The organism is Vibrio panuliri, assembly GCF_009938205.1.
Classification (GTDB): Bacteria; Pseudomonadota; Gammaproteobacteria; order Enterobacterales; family Vibrionaceae; genus Vibrio; species Vibrio panuliri.
Genome location: NZ_AP019654.1, coordinates 2,626,201 through 2,647,799, shown reverse-complemented (window position 1 = coordinate 2,647,799; position 21,599 = coordinate 2,626,201). Strand labels below are relative to the sequence as shown.

The window sequence follows — 21,599 nt, the reverse complement described above, 5'->3', positions numbered from 1 at the left end:
GATATAAAAAAACCGGCCAAGGCCGGTTTTTTCTTCACTGGAAATCAGAGTTCTATTATAGAGCTTTGATTGCAGCAGCGAAACGAGACTTATGACGTGCAGCTTTGTTCTTGTGAACAAGACCTTTAGTCGCCATACGGTCTAGGATTGGTGTAACTGCAGCGAATGCAGCAGTTGCAGCTTCTTTGTCGCCTGCTTCGATAGCAGCAACAGTTTTCTTCATGTAAGTGCGCATCATAGAACGACGGCTAGCGTTGTGCTGGCGACGTTTCTCAGCTTGGATAGCGCGCTTCTTAGCAGATTTACTATTTGCCAAGGGTCTAACTCCCAAAAACTTTAGTTCGGTGACAATTTAAGGGCAGGGAATATCCCCTATTTGCGCCCGAATGTCAAATGATTTGTGCAAAAACCAGTCTGAGCCAAACAATTTTTGGATTCGACGAGTCATCGCGGTTAAGATGGCGGGGATTCTATCAGTATTCTTTTTTTAATGCTAATACTTATCTGCCCTGAACACGACTTTCCTTCATCTTAGTTGGGCGGATTGACTGAGTATGGCTGATATTCGAGGTGTTTGTGAGTAAACGTCTGCTCAAATCTGGCTTGATTGTCAGTGCGATGACATTAATTTCTCGTGTACTTGGTTTAGTGCGCGACGTGGTTGTTGCTAACCTTATGGGGGCTGGGGCAAGTGCGGATGTGTTTTTCTTCGCCAATAAAATCCCTAACTTTTTGCGCCGTCTATTTGCTGAAGGGGCGTTCTCACAAGCGTTTGTACCTGTCTTAACTGAAAGCCATGCCGCAGGCGATATGGACAAAACTCGCCAGTTGATCGCCAAAGCATCAGGAACCCTAGGGGTGATCGTCTCGATAGTGACGTTGCTCGGTATCTTGGGCTCCGGTGCGGTAACAGCCTTGTTTGGTTTTGGTTGGTTTTTAGATTGGGTTAACGATGGTCCTTCTGCTGGAAAGTTTGAACTGGCGAGCTTTATGCTCAAAATCACCTTTCCTTATTTATGGTTTATTACTTTTGTTGCCTTATCTGGTGCGATTCTAAATACGTTGGGTAAGTTTGCCGTTTCCTCATTTACTCCAGTATTTCTCAATGTAATGATCATTTTCTCTGCGTGGTTTATCGCCCCGCAGTTAGCCCAACCAGAAATCGGCTTGGCGATTGGTGTGTTTTTGGGTGGTTTAGTGCAATTTTTGTTTCAGATCCCTTTTCTTATAAAAGCAGGGGTCATGGTCAAGCCAAAGTGGGGATGGCGCGACCCTGGTGTGGTGAAGATTCGCACTCTGATGATCCCAGCTCTGTTTGGGGTTTCAGTGAGTCAAATCAACTTACTTCTCGATACCTTTATTGCTAGCTTCTTGCAAACAGGCTCAATCAGTTGGCTCTATTACTCTGATCGCTTGTTGGAGTTCCCATTGGGGCTTTTCGGCATCGCAATCGCGACGGTTATTTTACCTGCGTTATCACGCAAACATGTCGATGCGCACAGTGAAGGCTTTGCCAGTACCATGGATTGGGGGGTACGAATGGTACTGCTGTTAGGTTTGCCAGCTATGCTTGGTCTGATGGTTCTAGCTAAACCAATGCTGATGGTGCTATTTATGCGTGGTGAGTTTTCTCCTCACGATGTGCAACAAGCCTCCCTGTCATTGCTTGCTTATTCAGCGGGTTTACTTAACTTCATGCTAATAAAGGTACTCGCGCCGGGCTACTATTCTCGTCAAGATACGAAAACACCCGTTAAATATGGCATCGTGGCAATGGTCACCAATATGGGCTTCAATATGATTTTTGCCTATTTCTATGGTTATGTTGGTTTGGCCATGGCGACAGCATTGTCTGCGTTGGTTAACATGTCTCTATTATATAGAGGGCTGCATATTCAAGGCGTTTACCAGATCACCAAGAAAACGTTGCTGTTTATCGCCCGCTTGATTATTGCAGGTGGCGCTATGGTGACTGCGATTCTTTGGCAACTTGAAGATATGAGCGTATGGTTGACATGGAGTTTTGCAGAGCGTGTGATGTGGTTGACGGCATTGATTGGTTTAGGCGCGGGCGTTTATCTTATCTGCTTGCTGATTTTAGGCGTGCGGCTTAGAGACTTAAAAGCAGAGACAGAGTAGTGTCGCTAAGTTAATCTCGCTGAAGCAAGCATAATGAGGTTACTTGGGTATCAGGATTAGTATATAATCCGTCGGTTTCACGCAGTGTAAAAGAAAGGCAGAAAGCAACGTCTAATGGAATTGATCCGAGGTATTCACAATATTTTGCCACAACATCAAGGTTGTGTGCTTACCATAGGAAACTTCGATGGTGTTCATTTAGGGCATCAAGCTGTGCTTGAGCAAGTGTCACATCAAGCGCAAGCTTTAGGTTTGCCCTCAATGGTGATGACGTTTGAACCCCAGCCGTTAGAGTTGTTTGCAAAAGATAAAGCGCCTGCGCGTCTAACTCGCTTAAGAGATAAGTTTGTTCAGTTAAGTAAGCTGAACATCGATCGTTTGCTTTGTGTCATTTTTAACCGTCATTTTGCCGATTTAACGGCGGAAGAGTTTATTACTGACTTGTTGGTCAAGCGATTGGGTGTTAAGTTTCTCGTAGTTGGCGATGATTTTTGCTTTGGACGCGGTCGCAAAGGCAACTTCGCGATGTTACAGCGAGCAGGAAAAGAGCATGGTTTTGAAGTGGTTAGCACGCAAAGCTTCTGCTTACAGCAACTGCGAGTCAGTAGTACGGCTATCCGTAATGCCTTAGCGGAAGACAACTTACCTGCAGCGGCAGAGATGCTTGGACGCGACTACAGTATTAGCGGTCGAGTATCCCATGGTCGCAAACTTGGGAGAACCATAGGTTTTCCTACGGCCAATATTCCCCTTAAACGCTGCGTATCACCTGTTTCTGGTGTCTATGTAGTTCAAGCTCTAGGGCTTGGAGAGCAAGCGATTGGAGGAGTGGCGAACATTGGTCAACGACCAACCGTCAATGGTGTTCGTCAGCAATTAGAAGTACATTTATTTGACTTTCAAGGCGATTTATACGGTAAACAGCTAGAAATCGTACTTCTAGAAAAGCTTCGTGATGAACATAAATTTGAATCATTCGAAGCGCTTAAACAGCAAATTGAATTGGATGCTGAGGCAGCAAGGGTGTGGCTGCGTCAGTCTAAGAGTTAATCGGTTTATTCCACCGATTAACATAATGTCTAACTTTCGCCCAATATAACGGAATTAAGAATCGATGAGTGAGTATAAAGATACCCTGAACTTACCTGAAACAGGGTTTCCAATGCGCGGCAATCTGGCACAACGAGAGCCAGAAATGCTTAAGCGTTGGTACAAAGAAGATCTTTACGGTGAAATCCGTAAAGCTAAAAAAGGCAAAAAGTCATTCGTGTTGCACGATGGTCCTCCATACGCGAACGGTGACATTCACATTGGCCACGCACTAAACAAGATTCTTAAAGACATTATTATTAAATCCAAAACACTTTCAGGTTTTGACGCACCATATATTCCTGGTTGGGACTGTCACGGTCTTCCTATCGAACTAATGGTAGAGAAGAAAGTCGGTAAGCCAGGTCAAAAAGTCACGGCTGCTGAGTTCCGTGAAAAATGTCGTGAATACGCGGCGGGTCAAGTTGAAGGTCAGAAAGAGAGCTTCAAGCGTCTTGGTATCATGGGGGAGTGGGATAAACCTTACCGCACAATGGATTTTGCTACTGAAGCAAACATTATCCGTGCGCTAGGTAAAATTGCCGACAAAGGCCACCTACTAAAAGGTTTCAAACCAGTTCACTGGTGTACTGACTGTGGCAGCGCACTGGCTGAAGCAGAAGTAGAATACAAAGACAAAGTTTCTCCGTCTATCGACGTGCGTTTTAAAGCCGCAGACGAAGCAGCAGTACTGGCTAAGTTTGAGCTAAACGAAGGTCATGAAGGTCACGGTGACGTATCTATCGTTATCTGGACAACCACGCCATGGACACTACCAGCGAACCGCGCAGTATGTCTACGTGATGACCTTGAATACGTACTAATTCAAGTCGAAGGCGATAACCCAGAACGTATCATCGTGGCATCTGAGCTAGCGAAAGACGTAATGGATCGCGCGGGTATCGAGCACTTCCACAACCTTGGTTTTGCTAAAGGTGCTGATCTAGAGCTTGCTCAGTTCAACCACCCATTCTACGACTTCAGCGTTCCAGCGATCCTAGGCGATCACGTAACGACTGACTCAGGTACTGGTGTGGTTCACACAGCCCCTGGCCACGGTCAAGAAGACTTCGCTGTTGGTCAAAAATACGGTCTAGAAGTTGCTAACCCAGTCGGTTCAAACGGTGTTTACCTACCTGACACTGAGCTATTTGCTGGTCAACACGTATTCAAAGCAAATGATGCGGTTGTAGAGACGCTAAAAGAAAAAGGCGCGCTACTGCACCACCACGCTTACGAGCACAGCTACCCACACTGCTGGCGCCATAAGACACCAATCATCTTCCGTGCAACACCACAATGGTTCATCTCAATGGATCAAGCGGGTCTACGTGCTAAAGCACTAGAATCAATCAAAGGTGTTCAGTGGATGCCTGAGTGGGGTCAAAGCCGCATCGAAGGTATGATCGAAGGTCGTCCTGAGTGGTGTATCTCTCGTCAACGTACATGGGGTGTGCCAATCGCTCTGTTCGTACACAAAGAGACGGCTGAACTGCACCCTAACTCGCTAGAGCTAATTGAAAAAGTAGCACAGCTAGTTGAACAAAAAGGCATTCAAGCTTGGTGGGATGTGGATAACGCAGAACTGCTAGGCGATGATGCTGACCAATACGAAAAAGTACTGGATACGCTAGACGTATGGTTTGACTCAGGTGTTACCCACTCAGCTGTTGTTGATGCTCGTGAAGAGTTCAACGGCAACAGCGCAGACCTATACCTAGAAGGTTCAGACCAACACCGTGGTTGGTTCCAATCGTCGCTAATTTCATCGATCGCGATGAAAGACGAAGCACCATACAAGCAAGTGCTAACGCACGGCTTCGTAGTTGATGGTCACGGCCGTAAGATGTCAAAATCTATCGGTAACGTAGTCGCACCAAAAGATGTAACCAACAAACTAGGCGCAGATATCCTTCGTCTATGGGTTGCATCAACAGACTACACCGGTGAAGTAGCGGTTTCTGACGAAATCCTAAAACGCTCAGCAGACGCATACCGTCGTATCCGAAATACTTCACGTTTCTTCCTAGCAAACTTGAGTGGTTTCAACCCAGAGACAGATCTTGTTGCAGCAGAAGAGATGGTGGCGCTAGACCGTTGGGCAGTAGGCCGAGCGCTAGCAGCACAAGAAGAGATCGTAAAAGCGTACGAAGAGTACAACACGCACGCAGTCATGCAGCGTCTAATGCACTTCTGTTCAGTTGAGATGGGTTCGTTCTATCTAGATGTGATTAAAGACCGTCAATACACGGCGAAACTAGGTGGCCACGCACAACGCAGCTGTCAAACCGCGCTTTACTACATCGTAGAAGCACTGGTTCGTTGGATGGCGCCAATCATGTCGTTTACAGCCGATGAAATCTGGAACGAAATGCCAGGTGCACGCGACAAGTTCGTGTTCACTGGTGAGTGGTTCGATGGACTATTTGGTCTAGCGGAAGGCGAAGAGCTAAACAACGAATTTTGGGCTGAAATCCAAAAAGTTCGTGGTGGCGTGAACAAACTGCTAGAAGCAGCTCGTACTGATAAAGTCATCGGTGGTGCACTACAAGCAGAAGTAACGCTTTACGCAGATGACGCATTAGCGGCACAAATCAACAAGCTTGAAGATGAACTACGTTTTGTACTGCTAACATCAGCAGCGGTAGTGAAACCTCTAAGCGAAAAAACAGACGCGGCGAAAGCGACAGATATCGAAGGTCTATTTGTGGAAGTGAAAGCGACGGAAGCAGAGAAGTGTGACCGTTGTTGGCACCATACCGCAGATGTAGGCACTATCGAAGGTCATGAGAAAGTTTGTGGTCGTTGTGTGTCGAATATTGATGGTGAAGGTGAAGTTCGCCACTTCGCCTAATTACTCGTCATTCTTGGAACTATGGCTTTGTTGCCAGCATCCTTTCACCCCAGTCACATAGTAGACTATGCTCAGGGGATTCAAGGATTTAGCGCCGCAACACAGTTCCAATAATTTAGAGTAATGCCATTTGATATGGAACTTTTTAATAACCAAGCAGCCCCAGTATTTACTGGGGTTGTTTTTAGGTAAGGACATGAGTGAAAAAGCATTAACACTAAAAGAGTCTGGCGTGCGTTGGTTATTGCTAGCGGTGGTAATTTTTATCGCTGATATCGCGATTAAACTGTTTGTGATGCAGAACATGCGATTGGGTCAGAGCATTGACGTATTGCCGTTTTTCAATATTACTTATGCTCATAACTACGGTGCCGCATTTAGCTTTTTAAGTGATCAAGCCGGTTGGCAACGCTGGTTATTTACAGGGATCGCTTTTGTGGTCACCGCAATGCTGACTTATTGGATGAGCAAGTTACCCGCCAAAGAAAAATGGAACAACATCGCCTATGCGATGATTATCGGTGGGGCAATCGGTAATGTATTTGACCGTGTCGTGCATGGCTTTGTTGTGGATTACTTGCACCTGTATATTGACCAATATCATTGGCCGATTTTTAATCTTGCCGATACGACTATCTGTATTGGTGCTGCAATGATTATCCTCGATGGCTTTCTTAGCAAAGAGAATGCGAAAGCATAAAAGTGAATAACCATAAACGCTGTCCGTTGATTCGACAGCGTTTTTTTTATACCTTCACCACATAGTTTAATAAGCCGACTAAGCTCGGCGTTACCATAAAGACAAGGAAGCAGTATCGTGAAATCAATAGCCCAAGACTCTACCGTTACCCTCCATTTTACTATCAAGATGAAAGACGGCTCTGTTGCCGATAGTACACACAACATGGGCAAACCAGCCAAACTTGTCATCGGTGACGGGAGCCTGAGTGATAATTTTGAACAGTGTCTGCTTGGATTAGAAAGTGGTGAGTCTAAAGCGATTGAACTGGCTGCAGTTGATGCGTTTGGTTTACCAAACCCAGATAATATTCACCATATGGACCGTGCCAAATTTGTCGGAGATGCCGACGTTGAAGTTGGCACCATTATGGCGTTTAGTGGTCCGGATGGTATGGAGATCCCTGGTATTATTACTGAAATAGCTGGCGATTCAGTCACGGTTGACTTTAACCACCCACTAGCAGGACAAGATGTGACTTTTGAAGTTGAAATTTTGTCAGTAGAATAACGCCCCAAAGAAGAAAACACCCCATGAGCAATGAAATGAAAATCCTGTTAGCTAACCCGCGTGGCTTTTGTGCCGGTGTAGACCGAGCCATCAGTATCGTAGAGCGCGCTTTGGAGCTGTATCAACCGCCAATTTATGTTCGTCACGAAGTGGTACATAACCGTTTTGTGGTGGAAGGGCTTAAACAACGTGGCGCGATTTTTGTCGAAGAACTCAGTGAAGTGCCAGACGACAATATTGTGATTTTCTCCGCTCATGGTGTGTCGCAAGCTGTGCGCCAAGAAGCGAAGCAACGCGCTTTGACCGTATTTGATGCTACGTGTCCATTGGTCACAAAAGTTCATATGGAAGTGGCACGTGCAAGCCGTCGTAATATGGAAGTGGTGTTAATTGGTCATGCTGGTCACCCAGAAGTCGAAGGAACGATGGGGCAGTACTCAAGCGAGACTGGTGGCATGTACTTGGTTGAAAAGCCAGAGGATGTCGCCCCGTTACTTGGATTGGTTAAAGATCCAAGTGAGTTACATTATGTTAGCCAAACCACGCTTTCTGTTGATGAGACGGCTGATGTGATTGCTGAGCTGCGTCGCGTATTCCCTGAGATTCAAGGACCACGTAAAGATGATATCTGTTACGCAACGCAAAATCGTCAAGATGCCGTACGTGAGATTGCCAGCAACGTTGACGTAGTAATTGTTGTGGGTTCAAAAAATTCCTCAAACTCAACGCGCTTAAAAGAGCTAGCCGAAAAACTAGGCACTCCTGGTTATCTCACCGACTGTCCAGAAGATATTCAAGCCGAGTGGTTTGATGGTAAGCGAAAAGTAGGCGTGACCGCAGGCGCTTCTGCGCCTGAAGAGCTAGTGAATCAAATTATGGAACGGATTAAAGAGCTTGTTGGAACTCGCTCTGTGGAAGAAGTGACAGGTCGTGAAGAGAACATGTTCTTTGAAGTGCCAAAAGAGCTGCAAATTAAACAAGTAGACTGATTCCGTTTAGTGTCTTCTAGCCCCTAGCTTAAACATAAGCTAGGGGCTTTTTTGTTTGGATATCTTAGTAATTAACTGATGAATATGTAAATTACACAATTATCTCTTGTCGGTCGTATTTTCCACCATTCCACCCGGTGGATTACATTTTGAGCCACGTTGAACGATATAGTGCGCTTAGTAATTGGACTAGGAGCTGTTCATGCAACTGATTAAAAAGTGGCTTACTTTCTTTACCGTTTTACTTATCGTGGGGTGTAATAGTGACCTCGATAAATCCATTCCAGAAGACTCGAACTGGAGTCAGTATCAACTCGATAACGGGTTGCGCTACCATCTCTACCCAACGGAAGATAAAGAAATCTCAATTCGTCTTATGATTCATGCAGGATCGATGCAGGAGTCTGACAAGCAAAAAGGCTATGCTCATTTCGTTGAACATATGGCGTTCAATGGCAGTCGTCACTTTACCGGTAATGAGGTGATTAGGCTGTTTGAGAAGACTGGTGGCAGCTTTGGTGCGGATATTAATGCCTTCACCAGTTATCAATTAACGGCCTATAAAATGGATTTATCCGATAAACAACATCTCCCCTTAGCGCTGACTTGGATGAGAGATGTTGCTGATGGGATTGAGTTCTCTCCAGAGCAGGTTGAACGAGAGAAAGGCGTTATTCTTGGCGAGTTCCGAGCCAGTCGCTCAGAGAATGAACCGCTCTTTACTAAAGCGTACCTAGAAGCAGTAAAAGGTACCGTGTTGGAGGATAAAGATCCGCTAGGGACTGAAGACTCCGTTAAACAGGCGTCAGCAAAAGCGCTTAAAGATTACTACCGTAGATGGTATCAACCGCAAAATGCTGAGCTGATTATATCTGGCAACATAAGCAATGAAGAACTTTCGACGCTTATTACACAGCAATTTTCAACGTGGAAAAATAATGGTAAGCCTGCGGTTAATAAGCAGCGTGGTCACAAAATTAATAACGGCTCTTACACTTTGCTGGTCGGAGAGATGGAATCGCCAAGCTTACACTTTCTTGTCGATAGAGGCCCTATTGCTATCACGACCTATAGGCAGCAGTATCAATATTGGTTAGATGAAGTTACGCAGCAGTTAATTACTCAACGTCTCCAAGCTGCGTTCAACAATGCCGCTCAGGCAGTGCAATACTCGGGAAGTTATTCTCAATGGATAGGCTATAACCGATACGCAGCCGCGAGTATTGCGTTTTCTGCTGACAACAGAGAGGCCACTCAGCAACTGTTTTTGCAGACTGTCCGTTCCTTAAGAGATTATGGTGTCAGTCAAAGTGAGCTTGAGAGCATTATGACTGGCTATCGCAATACTTTGTCTAACTTCGACAACGAGTGGAACAAGCGTAAGCCATTACAAATTGTTGATGACAAGGTATTCGCTATTGAGCAAGCAATGCCAGTACAAAGTCGTGAGACCAATCGTCAGGCGCTCAATGAGTTTGTTACTTACATTGATTTAAAGCGGGTCAATAAGAATATTGAGGATCTGCTTTCGTCCAATCTCTCTTGGCTTCAGGGTTATAGCGCGAGTGAGTCATTGAGCACTTTAGAACAAGAGCTTATAAAACTGCCCGATGTATACGCTCAAACTGGATTTAAACCGCTGGAGCTTCAGGATGTGACTTCAGAGCTCAAACAGCCAAAGGCTCAGGGAGAGATAGTGTCGCGCACGGAAAAAGAGGGCGATTTTACTGTTTGGCAGTTGAGTAATGGAGTAGAAGTTTGGTATCAACGGGACCCGCAAGCCGGTCAGAGAGCGCATCTTGTCTATGCTAGCCAAGGAGGTAAAGCTGCGCTAACGCCAGACTTGTATGCGGCGAGTGACTTACTACCTCAGTCTGCTGCTCGAAGTGGGCTAGGTGAGTTTAACGGCGCACAATTTGATAGTTACTTGCGTAAGAAAGGTGTCGCGGTGTATCCATTTATTGGCTTCACATTCCATGGTTTAGAGGTAAACACGGAAGTGAAGGCATTGCCTTTAGCTCTAAATACGATTTTTAATATCTCTACGGAAGTGAAGGTTGAGCCGCGCCAACTTGAGGCAGTCAAACAAGAGTTTTATGAGAACAATAATGCCTATTACGGTTCGCCAGAAGGTCAATGGTATAAAGCGATCAATGCCGAAACTTATCAACCACATAGCCGACACCGTTTTGTCCTCAATTCCGATATTGCATCCGTGACTACCGATCAGCTACTTCAGGTTCACCAGCGCTTATTTCATTATAACCGTGGCAATAAATTGGTCATTATCGCCGATCTGGAACCTGCGCAAATTGCCCCTATGTTACGTAAATATATCGCTTCGATTAATCTAAGTAACGAGAACGTTTCTCTGTTGAACTTTGATAATCAATACAAGGGAGAGTTAGCGCCGCTGGTTGAAGTTAACCAAGGTAATGAAAAAGGCACTATGCTGTTGACTCGCCTCATTAACACACAAAAGAGGGCGAAATCAGCGAAAGATGTTTTTGCCGAGGATGCGCTACAACGTATTGCAAGTGCCCGTCTTCTTGATGAGGTAAGAGAAAAACGCGGTTTAGATTATTCTCCGGAAGTATATCCTGTGACTCAAGATGGAGAGTGGGGGAGTGATTGGTTTGTGACAGCAAAAGTCGCAAGTGAGGATTTAAAAGAGGTTCAACTCGCTTTAAAGACTATCTTTGATGGGTTAGCTAATTCCATTACCGAAGAGGAGCTCTCTACGGCGGTCAAACAACTCGCCGTCGCTGTTGAACCGATTAATGATGATCCGATCCAACGCGCTTGGTTCTATAGTCGTTACCTAATACATGGCTATGGTATTGAGGCGTTACTCGATATTGAAGGAACAGCAAACAGCATTACTTTGGATGATCTTCAACAGAAGGCTAACTGGGTGTTTGGAGCGAAGAGTAAAAAGCTTACAGCGACACTGTCCCCCCAAAGTTAAACCGTGTATCAATGCGATGTTTAGTCTATCTTGTCGATAAAACAAAGGCTCCCGAAGGAGCCTTTTTCGCAAGCAAAGGTATTGTTGATTTATGCAGTTTCAGTGACTGCTTTTGGTTTTTCTTCATCAGCCAGTTCAGTTTCACCTTTACCTTTTGATGTTTTAATTACATATCCAAGTACCGCAACAGCAAACACGGCGCCAACGATTGTTGAAATTTGCATTGGCAGACCAAAGCCAAGTGAGCTGTTGTTCAAGATAAAGCTGACACAGACTGTAGTCATAAACACGGCTGGAACAGATGTAATCCAGTGTAGTTTATTGTGGCGTAGTAAGTAAGCCGAGGCTGTCCACAGCATCATGACGGCTGTTGATTGGTTTGCAAAACCGAAGTAACGCCAGATAATGCCGAAGTCAACTTGAGTTAAGATGCCACCGATAACAAATAGTGGTACTGCCATCAGTAGACGATTGCGTAGCGTTTTCTGCTCCATATTGAAGTATTCAGCTAGGATCAGACGGCTTGAACGGAAAGCGGTGTCGCCAGATGTGATAGGAAGAATTACCACACCAAGGAACGCTAGGACACCACCAAACACGCCAAGTAGACCAAATGATGACGCATAGACAACGTTACCTGGACCACCGTTGCTAACAGCTTCTTGCAACGCATCAAGAGAACCAAAGAATGATAGCGCTAGTGCACACCAGATTAGAGCGATAACACCTTCACCAATCATGGCACCATAAAATACAAAGCGACCATTCTTCTCATTTTCCATGCAGCGTGCCATCAGAGGCGATTGAGTGGCATGGAAACCAGAGATAGCGCCACATGCGATAGTAATAAACAGCGCAGGCCAGATAGGCATATCATTTGGGTTTAAGTTGGTAAACATGTCAGTGACTTGGAAATCGCCCATCACAGTATGTTCACTTGAGAAAGCAACCGCTGTGATCAAACCTACCGACATAAAGATCAGTAATGCGCCAAACAGTGGGTAGAAGCGACCAATGATCTTATCAACAGGGACAATCGTTGCGATGATGTAGTAGGCAAAGATAACCAGAACCATGGTTGTCATGCTCACAGTCAAGTCGGTTTGATCATTAATCAAGTTAGTAATCATACCCGCTGGAGCAGATACAAACACCACACCGACAAGAAGAAGCAAGACGATGGCAAAGATATTCATAAAGTGTTTTGCGCCATTGCCTAGGTATCGCCCTGTGATGGTTGGAACCGATGCTCCGCCATTACGAACAGACAGCATACCCGAGAAGTAGTCATGCACTGCGCCAGCGAAAATACAGCCAATCACAATCCACAACATAGCGGCTGGGCCGTATAACGCACCCATAATAGGGCCGAAAATTGGGCCAACGCCCGCGATGTTCAATAACTGAACTAAGTAAACTTTTTTGGTCGACATTGGTACGTAGTCGACGCCATCTGCTTTAGTATGTGCGGGTGTTTGACGCTTTTCGTTGATGCCAAATACTTTTTCAACGAAAGCCCCGTAGATAAAGTAACCACCAATGAGTGCGGCTACACAAGTTAAAAACCACAACATAACTTTGTCCCCTGATCTTAAAATTCACGGTACATACTAAAGAGATGTAAGAACAGCTTCATCCGGATTTGGGGTGAGTGGTCGTATATCGGATTAAGTGGCAAGTTGAACAATTAAGTGGTTCGGGCGAAAGTTAAATGGTTAAATCTCAGCAGAAGTGGTTAAACTAAAGGATATGTGCCCTGACGAATAAAAGTTGGTTAGGTGAACGCAAATAACAAGGAAAAATAATGAAAAAACGACTAAGTGTTATCTTGCTAGTGGGATTAACTGGTTGTGCCAGCAGTGTTGAAGAAATGGCGCAAGCCGGAGATTGGTATCAAATCGGTTATCAAGATGGTGTCACAGGCAACCATGCCCGTTCGATGCGTGAACTCACCAAAATGGGTAATGTGAATAGTGCAGATTATGATCAAGGCTATTTAACCGGTGTGAATGAGTTTTGTAACCCTGATGTCGCCTACCAAGTTGGTCTTTCGGGACAGTACTATGATGGTGTTTGTGAAGGCACAGAAGAAGCGCAACGCTTTCGTATGGAGTGGCAGCGTGGTTGGGATGAAGGGCGAAGTTCGTATTAATACCCGTGGTGAGGCTTAGGCAAAAAGCCCAAGCCTTTTTGACCAATTCTAACCTTTTTCGGCAGCGTGATGCTCTTCCACTGCTCGGCGCAGAAAACCCTCTTTGGCTGCCAAGTGAGCTTTTGCGGTATGTAAATCCATTCCGGTAAGAACCATTAATATGGTCAGTTTGACATCATAGTTGGTTTGTTCAAGAAGCTGTGTCGCGAGCTCTTTTTTACATTCCGTTGCCTGCATCACGATTCGTACAGCGCGAGCCACCAGTTTTTTATTGGTGGCTTTGACGTCGACCATCAAGTTTTGATAGCTCTTACCAAGTCGGATCATGCTGGCTGTCGTTAGCATATTAAGGATCAATTTTTGCGCGGTGCCAGACTTCAAGCGCGTCGACCCCGTTAGCGCCTCAGGGCCAACAACAGGTGTTATCGCAATATCAGCTTCCTCCGCGATAATAGATTGAGGGTTGCATGAAAGCGCGACGGTTGTCGCGCCAAGTTGATTCGCATAACGCAGTGCTCCGAGTACATATGGCGTTCTTCCACTGGCGGCAATACCAACCATCACGTCTTTTTCACTAAATTGGATACTCTGTAAATCTTCTGCTCCAAGCTCAAGCGAGTCTTCAGCGCCTTCTTTGGCCTTGAGAATGGCTTCTGGCCCGCCTGCAATTAGGCCGATAACCATTTTGTCTGATACGCCAAAAGTGGGCGGACACTCTGACGCATCCAACACACCTAAGCGCCCGCTGGTTCCTGCCCCTATGTATATCAACCTGCCACCGACTTTAAATGCTTCCGTAATTTTATCGACGGCTTGTGCAATCTCCGGCAGAGCTTGCTCAACCGCCAATGGAACTTGTTTATCTTGCTGATTGATTCGCTTAACAATATCGTACGAGGAGAGCAGGTCGATATCCATGGTTTCGGGGTTACGCCCTTCCGAAACGAGGTGAGTTAGAGCAGCGATTAACGCATCATTGGTCATAGAGGCCTCATTGATCAGCAAAATAGAGAACACCAAGGGAAGCCAACTGCCGTGCACCAGTTACTTCAGGAAGGTTACTTGGCAAGTTATGGATGCGACGCTGTGCAAGCCAAGCGAACGCCATCGCTTCCATGTTATCACTGTCGACTCCTTTCTGCTGTGTTGAGGTCACGTTCCAGCTTGGTAATAACTCATTAAGTCTTTGCATTATCAATGGATTACGAACGCCGCCCCCGCAAACCAGCAACTCCGGCTGGTCGCCGACAGCGAAACGCGTGACCTCATTAGCTATCGTCACTGCTGTATATTCGCATAAGGTGCGTTGTACATCTTGCGGCGAAAGTGAGAAAGCGGAGAGTTGCTGCTCAAGCCAAGGAAGATTAAATAGCTCACGTCCGGTACTTTTAGGGGCGCTGCGTTTGAGGTAAGGCTCATTCATCAGTTGCGCTAATAGAGCTGAATGGACTCGCCCTTCAAGAGCAAATTGCGCGTCTTTATCAAACTTGGTTTGACGATGTAACTCGCACCACGCATCCATCAACATATTGCCCGGGCCAGTATCGTAACCAATTACGGGTTGATTAGGACGAAGGACGGATATATTGGCGATGCCTCCGATGTTGAGCACGACGACACTCGACTCTTTGGCTGAGAAAATCGATTTATGGAAGGCAGGAACCAGCGGTGCACCTTGTCCGCCGAGCGCCATATCTTTACGGCGGAAATCGGCGACGGTGTTAATACCGGTTTTGGTGGCAATAATGTTTGCGTCACCAATTTGCATGGTAAAGGGTGCCTGTCCATCTGGACGATGGTAGACCGTTTGTCCATGGTTACCGATGGCGATGATGTCGGCAGCATCTAAGTTTGCGTGCTTAAGTAGGGCATTGACGGCATCGGCAAACAGATGTCCTAGCAGGTGATCGAGCTCACCCACTTCGGCTAAGTTAGTCTCTTGTCCAAGACAAATTGCCAATAAGCGCTGTTTAAGATCCGCAGGAAAGGGAAAGTCGAGCGCGGCAAGGAGTTCAATGTGATTGTCTTCAATTTCTACTAATGCGGTGTCGACAGCATCCATACTGGTGCCTGACATCACGCCAATAAAGCGTTGTTTTGTACTCATATCCAATTTTCACCAATCCATTCACTTATCCATTGTAAAGCTAGAATAATCAGAATAACCTCAAAGCCAAAGCGAAATTGATGCGCAAATAGGAGAAATTATGGGGCCGTTATGGTTGGACGTCGCTGGATATGAACTTACAGCTGAAGACAAAGAGGTCATACAGCATCCAACGGTAGGAGGCGTGATTTTGTTTGCTCGCAACTACCACGATAGTCAGCAACTTTTAGCGCTAAACAAAGAGATTCGCAAAGCTGCAAAACGACCAATATTAATTGGTGTTGATCAAGAAGGTGGTCGAGTTCAGCGTTTTCGCGAAGGTTTTAGTCGTATTCCCGCTGCTAAGTTATATGCAGAGCAAGCTGAAAGTGAGCGTATGGCGGAATTAGGTGGTTGGTTAATGGCGGCAGAGTTAATTGCCCATGATATTGACTTGAGCTTTGCGCCAGTGCTGGACCAAGGTTTTGAATGTAAGGCGATTGGTGACCGAGCATTTGGTGAAGACCTAGATACGATTCTGCGTCACAGCTCCGCTTTTATGCGTGGTATGAAGTCAGTAGGAATGGCGACCACGGGTAAGCACTTTCCTGGACACGGTGGTGTGATTGCTGATTCTCACTTGGAAACCCCTTACGATGAGCGTCAAACCATATTAGAGCAAGATATGGCTGTTTTTAAAGCTCAGATTGAAGCGGGATCGCTTGATGCCATGATGCCTGCGCACGTGATTTACCCGCAGTATGATGATCAGCCGGCAAGTGGTTCACAGTATTGGCTTAAGAAGGTATTGCGTGAGCAACTTGGTTTTAAAGGCATCGTCTTTTCTGATGACTTGAATATGGAAGGCGCTGCAATCATGGGCGGGCCTGCTGAGCGTTCTCATCAAGCGCTGGTGGCAGGTTGCGATATGCTGCTATTGTGTAACAACCGAGCCGGGCAAGTTGAGGTATTGGATAACCTGCCGATTCTTGAGTTCCCAGAAGCGACGCGCCTACTGAAGAAACAGTCGTTTTCGTTTGCTGATTTGCAACGCAGTGAACAATGGCGACAGGCGTCTGAGGCGATGAAACGCATCCTCGGTAGTTAATGGTCGAGTGCAGATTGAGAGAGCCACTGTTGTGGCTCTTTTGCTATCGACTAATAAAACCCAAGCAGCTCTTTAAGTGTTTTTAGATAGCGGCGACTCACTGGAATAGGATGCTCACTGCTGGTAGCGATTTCGGCTAGTCCGTTTTCTAACAGTTTAATCTCTTTGATCGCCTTGATGTTGATAAGATATTGACGATGACAGCGTACTAGTGGTGTTTTCTCTTCTAGCACTTTAAGCGTAAGCTGGCAGGTCGCCACTTGATCGGCGGTTTGGACATGCACCCCACTAATATCACTATAGGCAAACTCAATTTCATCGGTGGCGATAATCATAATACGGTTTAAGCCCACACAAGGAACTTGATCTAAACAAGGTGGCGTTAGAGGGGCGTACTGCTGGATGCTTTGATTGTCAGACTTAATCAAACGTTGAATGGTAATCCCAAGTCTTTTGGGGTCGACCGGTTTGAGTAGATAATCAAATGCGTTTTCTTCAAAGGCTTGAACCGCGAACTGATCGTAAGCGGTTACGAATACAACGCGCGTCTGAATATCAGGATCGAGCATCGCCAGTAACTCGATACCCGTCACTTGTGGCATGTGAATATCCAGAAACACCACGTCTGGTTTGAGTTGATTAATTTTCTTTAACCCCTCAATGGCGTTGCTTGCTTGGTCAACAACGGTGATTTTTCCCGTTTCTTCAAGTAGCTCGGTGAGTTCCTCACGAGCAAATAATTCATCATCTATCACTAGAGCGGAGAGCATGATTATTCCTTAATGGTCTTGATGGGGAATGATAAAACTCATTCTGGTGTACTGGTTCGGTTCGACGTCGATTTGCAATTGGCTCACTCGGCCAAATTTATTGGTCAGGCGTTTGGCAACAATTTGCATTCCGAGACCTTCATGATCTTCTTTCGGAGCTTGATAGCTACCTGCGTTGTCTTCGACGGTAATACGGCATCCCTGCGAAACCATATCACTGTATATTCGGATCACCCCGCATTCGAATAGGTTGGAGGTGCCGTGCTTGATCGCGTTTTCGACCAAAGGTTGGAGCGTAAAGGTGGGGACTTTTCGCCCTAACCATTCACTATCGATATCGACTTCCACATCTAAGCGATCGCTAAAGCGTGCTTTCTCGATAGTGAGGTAGGCGTTCACGTGGTCAAGCTCATCTTGCAGTGAGACGGACTCTATATCTTGTTTTAAATTACTGCGGAAAAATTGCGATAAATGCTGGATAAGTTCACGAGCTTTATTTGGCTCTCGCCTGACAACCGCACTAATTGTGTTGAGCGCATTAAACAGAAAGTGTGGGTTTACCTGAGCATGCAGCAGTTTTATCTCTGCTTGGGCTAGCAAAGACTGCTTCTGTTGCAGTTCTCCATAGAGGATCTGACTAGAGAGTAGTTGCGCTATGCCTTCAGCCATTGACATATTGATGGTCGAGAAAAGCTTCAGCTTCGGCTCATAAAGTTTGATCGTGCCAATAACCTTATCGCCCGCACGTAGAGGAATGATCAATGCAGAACCTAACTTACAATGTGGTGAAATTGAGCATTGGTAAGGCTTATCTTTGCCATCAAGGTAGATAATCGCATCTTTATCAATCGAGTCTAAGGTACATTGCGATGATATTGGGGTTTCGGGTTTGTGGTGATCATCGCCGATACCGACAAAGGCGAGTATTTTTTCATCGTCGGTAATCGCCACTGAGCCAACATTTGTTTCTTCATAGACAATACGAGCGATTTTCTCTGCGGTGGTAGGATTAAAACCGGCCGATAAGATCCCAACGGAGCGTTCGGCAATGTTTAGCGCTCGGCGTGAAAAAGTGGCAGAGTATTTTTCAAATATTGTTTTTCTGTCTTGGAGGATGCTCATAAACAGAGCGGCTCCAACCGAGTTGGCAATGATCATTGGTGCGGCAATAGCAGACACCAGCTCATATGCTTCATCAAATGGTTTTGCGACCAGCAGAATGATCGCCATCTGAATAATTTCTGCGAATAAGGTAACGGCAAATACAATGCTAGGGCTAAAAAGCAGTATGCCTTTGCTACGGCGGAGTAAGTAAGTATGCAATAGACCACCAATTAACCCTTCTGCGGTGGTTGATATTGCGCATGCCACATCGGTGAATCCACCCAAGCTATAGCGGTGTAACCCCCCAGTCAAACCAACAAAAAAGCCAACAACAGGCCCGCCAAATAGTCCTCCCATGACCGCACCGATAGCTCGCGTATTGGCAATCGCATCGTTGATTTGTAAGCCAAAATAGGTCCCCATCACACAAAACAATGAGAAAAGGATATAAATGCTAATTTTGTGGCGTAGGTGATTTGAAATATTGAGGAGCGGCAAAAAGATCGGTGTCTTGCTCAACATATAGGCAAGTACTAAGTAGACACACATTTGCTGCAGCAGAGAGAGGATCAAATCCATGTTGATCAACCTATTTTCCATTTGCGGTTGAGGCTTATTCTAAAGGCTTTGCTTCTGAGAAAACATGCTTTCAGTGTTGATTTACAATAAAGGCAGTAAAAAAATCATACGTAAATTTATTTTTACATTAAATGTTTATTTAAATTTACACTTGAATTATTGTTTTTGCCTGTTATCGTAAGGTTTTTGGTCAGCCTTGAATAAATGGATTTTAAGGTGTAATAATTTTTTACAGAGTTTTGGTTATGCAAAAAAGTGAATTGAGTAATATCAACATCAGTGAAGAACAAGTACTGATCACCCCTGATGAACTTAAGGCTAAGTTGCCTTTAAGTGATAAAGCTCGCCGATTTATACAGCAATCGCGTCAAACTATCGCCGATATTATTCACAAAAAAGATCATCGTTTGCTCGTGGTGTGCGGCCCTTGTTCAATCCATGATGTTGAAGCGGCAAAGGACTATGCACGTCGCTTAAAGCAACTGTCAGCGCAATTGGATGACCAACTCTATATTGTTATGCGCGTGTATTTTGAAAAACCGCGCACCACGGTGGGATGGAAAGGTCTCATCAATGACCCTCATTTGGACGGCAGCTTTGATATTGAGCATGGGTTGCACGTTGGGCGTCAGCTTTTGGTTGAGCTTGCTGAAATGGATATTCCATTGGCTACTGAAGCGCTTGACCCGATCAGTCCTCAATACCTTGCTGATACGTTTAGTTGGGCTGCTATTGGTGCGCGCACGACAGAATCGCAAACTCACCGAGAGATGGCGAGCGGTCTCTCTATGCCGATTGGGTTTAAGAATGGTACAGACGGCAGCCTATCGACAGCAATCAACGCTATGCAAGCCGCATCTTCTAGTCACCGTTTTATGGGGATCAGCCGTGAAGGGCAAGTTGCGCTACTCACGACACAAGGTAACCCAAATGGTCATGTGATTTTACGCGGTGGTAAACAGACTAACTATGATTCAGTTTCCGTTGCTGAGTGCGAGCAAGAGATGGCACAAATGGGGTTAGAAGCCTCTTTGATGGTCGATTGCAGCCACGCGAACTCGCGTAAGGACTACCGACGTCAGCCCTTGGTTGCCGAAGATGTCATTCATCAGATTCGTGAAGGGAACCGTTCTATCATTGGCTTAATGATAGAAAGCCACCTTAATGAGGGTAACCATTCCTCAGAACAGCCATTAAATCAAATGAAATATGGTGTTTCTATTACCGACGCCTGTATTAATTGGTCAACAACTGAGACACTACTACGTCATGCGCACTCTGCGTTAGTGCCATTTTTAAGCGAGCGTTTATCAGGTTAAGTAGTAAAGGATAAGGACATTCATGGCCGAACAGTTAAATGGGCTGCGTGATCAAATTGATGCAGTTGATAAGCAAATTCTTAGTTTACTTGCACAGCGTTTATCGCTTGTAGAGCAAGTTGGTGAAGTAAAAAGCGAGCATGGCTTACCGATTTACGCGCCGGATCGAGAAGCCGCGATGTTAGCTTCGCGTCGTGCCGAAGCTGAGAAAATCGGAGTGCCACCACAGTTAATCGAAGACATTTTGCGCCGTACGATGCGTGAGTCTTATGCCAGCGAAAAAGACTCAGGTTTTAAATGTTTAAATCCTGAGTTGCGTTCGGTGGTGATTGTTGGCGGTAAAGGGCAGTTAGGTGGTCTGTTCGGTCGCATGTTCACTCTGTCAGGCTATCAGGTTAAGGTTTTAGGTAGTCAAGATTGGCATCGTGCCGACGAGCTACTTAATGACGCTGGTTTGGTTGTGGTGACAGTGCCTATTCACCTGACACAAAGGGTGATAGAAAAGCTTGGTCAACTGCCTGATGACTGTATTTTATGTGACTTAACCTCGATCAAAACGAAACCTCTTGATGCTATGTTGCGGGTTCACAATGGCCCTGTAGTTGGATTGCACCCGATGTTTGGTCCTGATGTGCCCAGTTTGGCTAAACAGGTGATTGCTTATTGTGATGGACGTGGGGCTGAGCATTACCAATGGTTGCTAAAACAGTTTGCAATTTGGGGAGCGAGTCTTTGCCAAATAGATGCTCAAGACCATGATCATGGGATGACCTTGATACAAGCCTTACGTCACTTTACCTCTTTTGCGTACGGGCTACATTTGAGCAATGAGAATCCAAGTATTGATAAGTTACTGCAGCTCAGTTCTCCAATTTACCGCCTAGAACTGGCGATGGTTGGTCGTCTATTTGGTCAAGACCCTCATCTGTATGGCGATATTATTTTTGCTTCGCAAGAGAACATCGACATGATCAAACGTTTCCATCACTGCTTTGGTGAAGCGTTGAAGATTCTCGACAATCAAGATAAGCCAACCTTCATTAAGAACTTTGAGCATGTCAGTGATTGGTTTGGCGATTACTCACAACAGTTTATGGTGGAAAGTCAAAACCTACTCAAACAGGCGAATGATTCCATCCATCGAGGCTGATTTTTACGCTGTTGCTGATAAGCAAAAAGCTGCCAATCGGCAG

17 protein-coding genes are annotated in these 21,599 nt (G+C 45.6%); 11 read left to right on the top strand and 6 right to left on the bottom strand.

Features of this window, described 5'->3' with window-relative positions:
• Nucleotides 1-55 precede the first annotated feature (55 nt).
• Nucleotides 56-316, bottom strand: coding sequence for a 30S ribosomal protein S20 (gene rpsT, locus GZK95_RS12070; RefSeq protein WP_075651474.1), 261 nt, complete (start codon nt 314-316; stop codon nt 56-58).
• Between the two features lie 260 nt (nt 317-576).
• Here rpsT and murJ point away from each other — a divergent pair, with 260 nt between their 5' ends.
• The 7 genes from murJ (at nt 577) to GZK95_RS12035 (ending at nt 11,288) form a co-directional block, all read left to right on the top strand.
• Nucleotides 577-2,139, top strand: a complete 1,563-nt coding sequence (murJ, locus tag GZK95_RS12065) for a murein biosynthesis integral membrane protein MurJ (protein WP_075715451.1) — start codon at nt 577-579, stop codon at nt 2,137-2,139.
• 114 nt (nt 2,140-2,253) lie between these two features.
• Nucleotides 2,254-3,189 carry a bifunctional riboflavin kinase/FAD synthetase gene (gene ribF, locus GZK95_RS12060; RefSeq protein ID WP_075715450.1) on the top strand — a complete coding sequence of 312 codons (936 nt, stop codon included), beginning with the start codon at nt 2,254-2,256 and terminating at the stop codon, nt 3,187-3,189.
• 64 nt (nt 3,190-3,253) lie between these two features.
• A complete protein-coding gene (ileS, locus tag GZK95_RS12055; RefSeq protein WP_075715449.1) occupies nt 3,254-6,082 on the top strand; it encodes an isoleucine--tRNA ligase in 2,829 nt (942 codons plus the stop codon).
• A 196-nt stretch (nt 6,083-6,278) separates the two neighbouring features.
• Nucleotides 6,279-6,782 (top strand): signal peptidase II, encoded by a 504-nt coding sequence (lspA, locus tag GZK95_RS12050; protein ID WP_075711025.1) that lies wholly within the window; start codon nt 6,279-6,281, stop codon nt 6,780-6,782.
• A 117-nt stretch (nt 6,783-6,899) separates the two neighbouring features.
• On the top strand, nt 6,900-7,331 hold the full coding sequence (gene fkpB / locus GZK95_RS12045) for an FKBP-type peptidyl-prolyl cis-trans isomerase (protein ID WP_075711023.1): 432 nt from the start codon (nt 6,900-6,902) through the stop codon (nt 7,329-7,331).
• A gap of 23 nt (nt 7,332-7,354) precedes the next feature.
• On the top strand, nt 7,355-8,320 hold the full coding sequence (ispH, locus tag GZK95_RS12040) for a 4-hydroxy-3-methylbut-2-enyl diphosphate reductase (RefSeq protein WP_075715448.1): 966 nt from the start codon (nt 7,355-7,357) through the stop codon (nt 8,318-8,320).
• A 202-nt stretch (nt 8,321-8,522) separates the two neighbouring features.
• A complete protein-coding gene (locus GZK95_RS12035; protein ID WP_075715447.1) occupies nt 8,523-11,288 on the top strand; it encodes a M16 family metallopeptidase in 2,766 nt (921 codons plus the stop codon).
• An 89-nt stretch (nt 11,289-11,377) separates the two neighbouring features.
• On the opposite strand, the gene GZK95_RS12030 is transcribed toward GZK95_RS12035, so the two are convergent.
• Nucleotides 11,378-12,862 carry a carbon starvation CstA family protein gene (locus GZK95_RS12030; RefSeq protein ID WP_075715446.1) on the bottom strand — a complete coding sequence of 495 codons (1,485 nt, stop codon included), beginning with the start codon at nt 12,860-12,862 and terminating at the stop codon, nt 11,378-11,380.
• A 230-nt stretch (nt 12,863-13,092) separates the two neighbouring features.
• Between GZK95_RS12030 and GZK95_RS12025 the strand changes: the two genes are divergently transcribed.
• Complete coding sequence (locus GZK95_RS12025; RefSeq protein WP_075715445.1) at nt 13,093-13,440, top strand: DUF2799 domain-containing protein; 348 nt, start codon at nt 13,093-13,095, stop codon at nt 13,438-13,440.
• Nucleotides 13,441-13,488: 48 nt separating this feature from the next.
• Here GZK95_RS12025 and murQ read toward each other — a convergent pair whose 3' ends face one another.
• Both murQ and GZK95_RS12015 read right to left on the bottom strand, forming a co-directional pair.
• On the bottom strand, nt 13,489-14,424 hold the full coding sequence (murQ, locus tag GZK95_RS12020; RefSeq protein WP_075715444.1) for an N-acetylmuramic acid 6-phosphate etherase: 936 nt from the start codon (nt 14,422-14,424) through the stop codon (nt 13,489-13,491).
• A gap of 7 nt (nt 14,425-14,431) precedes the next feature.
• Nucleotides 14,432-15,547: an anhydro-N-acetylmuramic acid kinase gene (locus GZK95_RS12015; RefSeq protein WP_075715443.1), complete on the bottom strand. Its 1,116-nt coding sequence runs from the start codon at nt 15,545-15,547 to the stop codon at nt 14,432-14,434.
• 100 nt (nt 15,548-15,647) lie between these two features.
• On the opposite strand from GZK95_RS12015, the gene nagZ reads away from it, so the two are divergent.
• Nucleotides 15,648-16,634 carry a beta-N-acetylhexosaminidase gene (gene nagZ, locus GZK95_RS12010; RefSeq protein WP_075715442.1) on the top strand — a complete coding sequence of 329 codons (987 nt, stop codon included), beginning with the start codon at nt 15,648-15,650 and terminating at the stop codon, nt 16,632-16,634.
• Between the two features lie 50 nt (nt 16,635-16,684).
• Here nagZ and btsR read toward each other — a convergent pair whose 3' ends face one another.
• Together btsR and GZK95_RS12000 are read right to left on the bottom strand one after the other, a co-directional pair.
• Nucleotides 16,685-17,404 carry a two-component system response regulator BtsR gene (btsR, locus tag GZK95_RS12005; RefSeq protein WP_075711008.1) on the bottom strand — a complete coding sequence of 240 codons (720 nt, stop codon included), beginning with the start codon at nt 17,402-17,404 and terminating at the stop codon, nt 16,685-16,687.
• Nucleotides 17,405-17,413: 9 nt separating this feature from the next.
• Nucleotides 17,414-19,087 (bottom strand): sensor histidine kinase, encoded by a 1,674-nt coding sequence (locus tag GZK95_RS12000; RefSeq protein WP_075715441.1) that lies wholly within the window; start codon nt 19,085-19,087, stop codon nt 17,414-17,416.
• 245 nt (nt 19,088-19,332) lie between these two features.
• On the opposite strand from GZK95_RS12000, the gene GZK95_RS11995 reads away from it, so the two are divergent.
• Together GZK95_RS11995 and tyrA are read left to right on the top strand one after the other, a co-directional pair.
• Complete coding sequence (locus tag GZK95_RS11995; RefSeq protein ID WP_075715440.1) at nt 19,333-20,406, top strand: 3-deoxy-7-phosphoheptulonate synthase; 1,074 nt, start codon at nt 19,333-19,335, stop codon at nt 20,404-20,406.
• A gap of 22 nt (nt 20,407-20,428) precedes the next feature.
• Nucleotides 20,429-21,556 (top strand): bifunctional chorismate mutase/prephenate dehydrogenase, encoded by a 1,128-nt coding sequence (gene tyrA, locus GZK95_RS11990; RefSeq protein WP_075715439.1) that lies wholly within the window; start codon nt 20,429-20,431, stop codon nt 21,554-21,556.
• The last annotated feature ends 43 nt before the right edge of the window (nt 21,557-21,599 follow it).